Annotated in this window: 5 protein-coding genes; 4 read left to right on the top strand and 1 reads right to left on the bottom strand. The window is 51.3% G+C overall.

The window, feature by feature from the left end:
- From B4N58_RS01700 to B4N58_RS01685, 4 genes are all read left to right on the top strand, one after another.
- On the top strand, positions 1-329 hold a 329-nt coding region (locus B4N58_RS01700), incomplete at its 5' end, for a hypothetical protein (RefSeq protein ID WP_291745245.1).
- A 191-nt stretch (positions 330-520) separates the two neighbouring features.
- The gene (locus B4N58_RS01695) at positions 521-1600 is read left to right on the top strand and encodes an efflux RND transporter periplasmic adaptor subunit (RefSeq protein ID WP_291745243.1); all 1080 of its coding nucleotides are present in this window, start codon (positions 521-523) and stop codon (positions 1598-1600) included.
- A complete protein-coding gene (locus tag B4N58_RS01690; protein WP_291745241.1) occupies positions 1597-4725 on the top strand; it encodes an efflux RND transporter permease subunit in 3129 nt (1042 codons plus the stop codon). Before B4N58_RS01695 ends, B4N58_RS01690 begins: the two co-directional genes overlap by 4 nt.
- Positions 4722-6152: an efflux transporter outer membrane subunit gene (locus tag B4N58_RS01685; RefSeq protein WP_291745239.1), complete on the top strand. Its 1431-nt coding sequence runs from the start codon at positions 4722-4724 to the stop codon at positions 6150-6152. Before B4N58_RS01690 ends, B4N58_RS01685 begins: the two co-directional genes overlap by 4 nt.
- Here the strand turns inward: B4N58_RS01685 and B4N58_RS01680 are convergent, their stop codons facing one another.
- The gene (locus B4N58_RS01680; protein WP_291745237.1) at positions 6153-7550 is read right to left on the bottom strand and encodes an OmpP1/FadL family transporter; all 1398 of its coding nucleotides are present in this window, start codon (positions 7548-7550) and stop codon (positions 6153-6155) included.
- Position 7551 lies beyond the last annotated feature (1 nt).

The raw sequence follows: 7551 nt of genomic DNA, 5'->3' as shown, positions 1-7551 counted from the left end.
ACCGCCCTTTCACGGCGGTAACACCGGTTCGAATCCGGTTGGGGATGCCAAATTTGGCAGAAAACGCTTCTAACCCACAGGGTTGGAAGCGTTTTTTTATTTACGGCTGCGAGGTGACCATGGGTCCGAACTTGAACAAAGCAGTTTTTTTCTCGCTGGCTGTAATTGCCTTGCCATTTATTCAAGGTTGCGCAGTTGCAAGCGCCACAGTGGGCGCTGCCATTTCAATCACTGGCGCTGTGGTGTCAACGGGTATTAAGGTCACAGGCGCGGTTGTTGAAGCTGGAATTGATGCGGTCAGCGATGACGATGAGGAACTCGACGAGTAATTCTGCGAATGAGTCGACAAAAACGCTGACCCTCCAAGCGTCCTGTAACTGTTCTTCATTGCCCCCCAGTTCCCTATCGTTTACCCCAACAACTGGGGTAGATCCGAACTTATTCACTGCACTTTGGTCTGGTTGAGGGTACTTTCATACGTGATAACCTTTCTCGTCGCATTTGCAGTGGAGCCTCTGGCTTGATTAAACGTCTGGTTTATTTTCTCGTTCTCGTGCTCCTGATAGGAGCCGCTTACTCGGTCTCTCAAACATTGCTTGGCAATCAGTCGACCAATGCGCCCAATCAGGGCAGCAAAGGCGCCGCACCCAAGGTGTTGGTCGAGGTAGTGAAGCTTGAGTCAACCGCAAGTACGTTTGGTGCAATTGCAACCGGCTGGGCTGACAAATCTGCTGAAGTGTTTGCAATCGTTGACGAAAAGGTTACTCAGGTTTTGTTCAAGCCACAGCAGAAAGTCAACAAGGGTGACCTGCTGGTTCAACAAGACGATCGAGAAGAACTGCTCGCGCTTCGGCTTGCTGAAGTACAACTGAAGAACACCAAAAGTTTACTAGACAGATACAAACAAGCGGTAGGCAAGGGTGCTGTACCACAAACCCAGGTCGATTCGGCCCAAGCCGATTATGAGGCTGCCCAAGTGGCTGTTGACCAGGCAAAGCTTGCCATTGCCAATCATCAAGTTCGAGCTCCTTTTTCGGGTGTTGTCGGAATTACCGACATTGATCCTGGTCAGCGTATCGGTCCGGGCGTATTAATTACGGGAGTTGATTCCCGCGAAATCATCTACGTCGATTTTGATGTGCCGGAGGCATTGGTCGGACAATTGAACGCCAACAATCTGGATCAGATTGAGGTAATTGCCAGCACACCCTCAGTACCGGGACAGGAATTCAAGGCACGCGTGGTCGCTTTGGACAGTCGCCTGGATGCGGAAAAAAGGTCACTGCGGGTTCGGGCAAATATCCGCAATCCTGACGATGTGCTAAGGCCTGGCATGTCGTTTTCAGTGCAAATGGCAGTGAAAGGTCAAATGCTTGCCTCCGTCCCCGAAATTGCTTTGCAATGGGATCGGGAGGGCTCTTATGTCTGGATGATACGTGACGGAAAAGCGGATCGTGAAAACGTGCGTGTGGCGGACCGCCGGCAAGGTCGAGTGTTTCTTGATGGCAATATCAAGGAGGGTGAAATTGTGGTGGTCGAGGGCGGTTTGCGGCTTGCAGAAGGCGTAGTCGTCGAGCAAGTCGAGGACCCCTTGCAATGAGTCGCGCCACCGACGGGTTGACCGCACTGGGTCTGAAAAGACCCGTGTTGATTGTGGTGCTGAATTTGCTGATCATGCTGGCTGGTATTGTCAGTATGTTTGGAGTCGAGGTGCGTGAGTTGCCCGACATTGACAGGCCTGTGGTGGTTGTTAGGGCGGTTTACCAGGGGGCTTCCCCCACCACAATGGATGCTGAAGTGACCTCCAAGGTTGAGGGCGCGGTGGCCCGGGTTTCTGGGGTGTTGCGCATTCAAAGTTCAAGTGAAGAAAACAATATGCGTGTACGCATGGAGTTTTCACCCGATGTTGATGTCAACGTGGCTGCGAATGATGTCCGGGAGGCTGTCAGCCGAATTACCAACCAATTGCCAGAAAACCTGGATCAACTTTTGGTGATCAAAGCCGACGACGACGCAAGGCCTGTGGTTCAGCTTGCCGTATACAGTAATACCCTGGCGATGCAAGACCTCGCCGAACGAGTTGAGCGCGATTTGGTGCCAGCTTTTGTTTCAATCGACGGTGTGGCTGATGTGCCATTGAATGGTAGCCAACCACGCGTGTTACGTGTGCTTCTGGACCCCGCAAAACTGGCCCGCTATGGCATGGTGGCCACTGACGTGCTGGCCAGCCTTGAAACCATGAATCTTGATGTACCTGCAGGAAGCTATCTTTCCGGCAAGCAGGAACTATTGGTGCGTGCAAACGCCTCCACCATCGATACTGAAGCGATTAATTCCATATTGATCAAAAATGGCGTGCGGGTTCGCGATGTGGCGGAGGTCTACTATGGCCCCATGTCAGCTGAATCGTATTCTTTGCTGAACGGCAGGGCCGTGGTGGGTATGGGCGTGTTACGCCAGGCGGGTGGCAATACCATCGCCATTGCCAGCGATGTCAAAAAACGCATGACAGAAATCAATGCGCAGTCCAAAGACCTTCAAGTTATTATGATTTCCGACGACTCGGTATTTATCAAAGGTGCCTTGCAAGAAGTATTGATGTCATTGGTGTTTGCAGTGGTGGTGGTGCTTGTCGTGATTGCCTTGTTTTTGGGGCAGTGGAAGGCAGTGCTAATTCCTGCGGTAACCATGCCGGTGTCACTGGTCGGCACTCTGGCCGCAATTTGGTTGGCCGGCTTCTCGGTCAACATGCTGACCTTGCTTGCCTTGGTATTGGCCACAGGTTTGATTGTCGACGACGCCATTGTGGTGCTTGAAAACATTCAGCGTCGCAAAAAGCTGGGTGAAAGTATCACCGTGGCTTCCGTGTTGGGTACGCAACAGGTTTTCTTTGCCGTAATCGCCACCACTGCCTCTCTGGTGGCGGTGTTTTTGCCCATCGCTTTCTTGCCGGGTGAAACAGGGCGCCTGTTCAGGGAGTTCGGCATGGTTCTGTCCATGTCCGTGATTATCAGTACTTTTGTTGCCTTGAGCTTGTGCCCCATGCTGGCTGCAAAACTGTTGAAAGACGATGCACCTGCTGCGGGTCAAACTGCTCGATTCATGGGCTCACTACAACATTTTGGTGATCGAATTGCGAACGCTTATTTTCGTACTCTGGATGGGTTTCTGAAGCATCGTTTGGTGTTTCTGTTTGTGTTTTTGGGTATTGCCCTTGCTGGTGGCCTCACATTTACCTTGTTGAATCAAGAACTGGTACCCCCCGAAGACAGGGGGCGTTTGGTGGTGGATTTCACAGGCCCGGACGGTGCTTCACTCGAATACAGTGGCAGACAAGGGCAGATCGCAGAGAACATCATGAGGCCCTATCAAGCGCAAGGGTTGATCACCGATATGTTCACCATCGTGGGGCGGTACGACAAGAACCGAGTTGCCATACAAGCCAATTTGGCAGACTGGGGGGAGCGTGACACCACTCAACAGGAACTTGCAGCTAAGTTGAGCAAGGAACTTTCAAGTATTCCCGGCGCGCAAGTGCGCTTTCAAAATGAAAGCAGCTTGAACATTCGAGGTGGGGGTGGCGGTTTGCAAATTGCCTTGTTGGGCGATGATTACGATGTACTGGCCAACAATGCTGATTTACTGGCTGATGCCTTGATCAAGCAAATTGATGTTGTTCAAGATGTGCGTGTTCAATATGACACCTCCCAGCCTGAACTTGGCTTTGAAATCGATCGCGAGAAGGCCAGTGATTTGCAGGTGCCGGTGAGCCGGGTCACTCAAACTTTGCAGATCATGGCTGATGAATACCAATTGCTTGATTTGAGTGTTGGAGACCAAGCGGTTCCCGTCATGCTTGGTTCAAGCAATGGTAGCTTGAATTCACCGTTTGACTTGTTGAACATTTACACAAGCAGTGACACCGGGCAGCTTGTGCCTTTGGCCTCGATGATCAAGGTGCAAGAACGTGGTGTGGCCGCAGAACTTGACCGCCATGCGCAGCGCAGGGCAGTCGAACTGAACATTGGTATACCGCCGGGTACCGACCTGGGCACCACCATGCAGCAAATACGTGCGGTTGCAGACGGTACTTTGCCTTCTTCGGCCACTTTGATCTTTTTGGGCGAAGCCGCCACCCTCGAAGAAACCTCCAATGAAATGCTGATCACCTTCGCAGTCGCACTGATTGTGGTGTTCTTGGTGTTGGCCGCTCAATTTGAAAGTGTTGGTAGTGCTTTGGTGGTGATGTTTACTGTGCCGTTTGGGTTAGCAGCAGCAGTGTTTGCTCTTTTAATTACCAACCAGTCGCTGAATTTATTCAGTCAAATTGGTTTGGTGTTGTTGATTGGCCTGATGACCAAAAATGCGATTCTGCTGGTTGAACTGATGGATCAACTGCGTGATGAAGGGCACAGCATCGAATCTGCGATTCGGGAGGGCGCACGGATGCGACTTCGTCCAATTGCGATGACTGTGCTCTCTACCTTGTTGGGGGTTCTTCCATTGGTGCTGACTTCAGGGCCCGGTGCAGAGGCACGCGAGGCGATTGCCTGGGTTGTTTTGGGCGGCTTGGGATTGTCCACGTTGTTTACCTTGTACCTAGCACCCATGGGCTACAGTTTTATTGCGCCATTCATGCGGCCGAGGGCGCATGCAGCAGAGTTGTTGGACAAAGAAATTGAAGACTACGAGGCAAATGCGAAAAAGGTGGAGGTCAAAGCATGAGGCTCGCCACCCAGATAATCGGTGTTGTTTTACCTTTCGTATTTTTATCCGCCTGCGCGGTTACTACGCCAAAGCTTCCCTCGACTGAAACGAAACCGCCTGAACAATTTGTTGCTCAAGATATTCTTCAGAATCTGAGCAGTGTGAAAGACGCTGGAGTGGCGGGAGTACGTTGGTGGGAGGGGTTTAATGATCCAGTTCTGAATGAATTGGTAAGCACAAGCATACAAAACAATTTTCAAATTGCTGCCGCTGCTGCGCGGGTGAAAGAGGCCCGTGCGCTTCTTGAGCTGAGTGAGGCTGGGGACTCTTTATTGGTTGAACTGGATGCTGAAGTCAGTGGCCAAAAATCAGATCGAGACAACAATACTTCCAGCAGTACTGGCAGTAACAATGCGCGGGATGAGCGCAGCGCCTTGTTGGGTTTGGGGTTTACTTTGCCCATTGATTTGGCTGGCCGGGTGGAGAATGAAGTTCGTGCGGCGGCTGCCAATTTAATGGCAGAGCAGGCCGGTTTGCGGGCACAAATTATTGAAACCAGTACGGCGGTTGCCCAAGAATATTTGAGTTTGCGTGGTAATCAAAAACAATTGGCAATGCTCAGAGAATCCGTTGAATTGCAAGAAAAAACGCTTGCGATTGTTCAGGCTCGTTTTGAAAGTGGTTTGTCGCCCGAGCTGGACGTTCGACGGGCAGAAACATCCGTGGAGAACCTGCGAGCGAGTATTGCTCCCTTGCAGCAGGCTTTACAAGATTCTCGTCACCGTTTGGCCACTTTAAGCGGTCAGTTTCCCGGGGCTTACGAGCAACTGCTCAAGCCCGAAGGCGATTTACCGGAGTATGGTCTGGGCATTCCCGTGAGCGTGCCTTTTCAGGTGATTCAAGCACGCCCGGATGTTCAATTGGTGCAGGCCCGATTTGCCCAAGCCGCCGCTGATGTAGGCGTGGCGCAAGCTGATTTTTACACCAGTATTGAATTAATGGCCAACATACAAATTGGCAGCACTGCGATCAATTCAAACCCGGCAACCAGCATTTTAATAGGGTCCCTCGCGGCCTTGTTAAACCAGGTTGTGTACGACGGTGGGGCACGAGATGCTCGATTGAACGCAGCCGTGGCTCGTGCTGAGGGTGCCTTGGCTGAGTATGAGCAGGTACTGAGGGTAGTTACCCAAGAGGTTGAAAATTCACTGACTGCAATTGAGTCTTCGTCTTCACGGCAAACCGCGCTGGGCAAAGCTGTTGTCTCGAGTAAACGGAGTTTTGAGCAGGCGGATGCCCTTTATCAACTTGGCTTGGTGAGCTTTCTGGATGTAGTCGATGCGCAGCGTGTTTACGCAAATGCTGAACAGGCTTTGGCCACGGAACAAACCAATTATGCAACTTTGATTGCTGGTTTGTTCCGTGCGCTGGGAGTGCAGTCGTAATTAAAACCGCTCGGTGAAACCAATACCAAAAAAGTGAGTGTCCAGTTGCACGTTGCCCTGAAAGTCGCCACCTCGCACTTCGGCTGGTGTTATTCCGGTGTTGTTGCCAACTGGCGCGGGATCTGTGTCCAATTTTTGGTATGCAAAGTGAATGCTGGTGTCACGGCTTAAATCGAACTGGCCACCAAAAGCGAAATACTGCCGATCGCTGTCCGGCAAAATCGTGATTCGGGTGGCATCATCAATAACGCTGTTTTCAATTGCATAGCCCGCCCGCAAGGTCAGCCTTTTGTACAACTTGTAATTCAAGCCAACCCTGTAAGACTCTGCCGCGACAAAATTTTGTGGAATGTTTTCAAGGGTTCTACCATTGCTTTCGCGCACGAAGTTCAAGGTGGTCACCGAGAAATCCTGGCGCGTGTAGGTGGCCATCAAATCCAGTTTGGGTGTGGCATGGTGAAACACGGAGAGTCGCAACTCATCGGGCAGAGAAATTTCCTGTTTGATAATTTGCTCTGGTGCCAAATCCCCGGCGGCTTGAGGACCATTCACGCCCAAGGCGCTAAATGCAAGATTATTGATGAAGCTGTCGCTATTCAGGAAAGCGCGAAACGCAGCTTGTTCTGGCGAATCGTCGAGCTTGAATTTGCCACGGTTACCCGTGAATTCGGTTTTTGGTCGATATGAAATACCCACTCGAGTGTTTTCTGTAGGCTCCCACAGGCCACCCAGCTGTGCATTGAAAGCCCACCCAAACATGCGCAAACCCGCATTGCTTTCACCTGGAATGGGTGGGGCTCCGGCAAGTGCGCCCACTGGACTTTCTAGCAAAGCGACTGCAGCTGGTCCCCCTAGCGCTTCCACAGCTTCACGGTAATTCAGTTTCAACTTGATAGACTGAAAGTAACGCTCATACGATCCGTTCAAGCCCCAGGACAAAGTAGGGCTTAATTTGTAACCAAAACCCAGATTTAAACGTGTCACTTTGAAATCGATGTCACGACCCTGATTGCGTCCCGGAAAGTTTTCATCGTAGTGAATCACCAAGCCATGAGAGGCGGATGCACCAAAACCCATCACCAGTTTCTCGTTGATTGGAATGGCAATAAACAGATTGGGGGCAAGCGCTGCTGCATCGTAGCCGTCTTTACGACTAAACACTTGGCCGTTTTGGCCTTGTGGTGCACCAGAGTCTGCACCATCATTGTTTTGTGTTGATGTGTAATCCGTGCCGATTGCAATAACAGCTGCACCTTGAGTCAATTCAGCACGTTTAAAGCGTGTAAGGGCGGCTGGGTTGGCAAACAAAACCGATGCATCACCCGCTTCGGCGGCCTGTCCTGCCGATGCATTTCCCATTGCACTGATGCTCGTGTGCGTATTCTGGTCGAAAGACACC

Origin of the sequence: Limnobacter sp. UBA3528 (genome assembly GCF_002377005.1) — a bacterium.
Taxonomy (GTDB): domain Bacteria; phylum Pseudomonadota; class Gammaproteobacteria; order Burkholderiales; family Burkholderiaceae_B; genus Limnobacter.
Note: the sequence above shows the minus strand (reverse complement) of the source record. Positions and strands in the feature narration are given on the sequence as shown.

Excerpts from the sequence above, each read along its gene's own strand:
- B4N58_RS01685 (WP_291745239.1), top strand. The coding sequence starts at position 4,722 with ATGAGGCTCGCCACCCAGATAATCGGTGTTGTTTTACCTTTCGTATTT.
- B4N58_RS01690 (WP_291745241.1), top strand. The coding sequence starts at position 1,597 with ATGAGTCGCGCCACCGACGGGTTGACCGCACTGGGTCTGAAAAGACCC.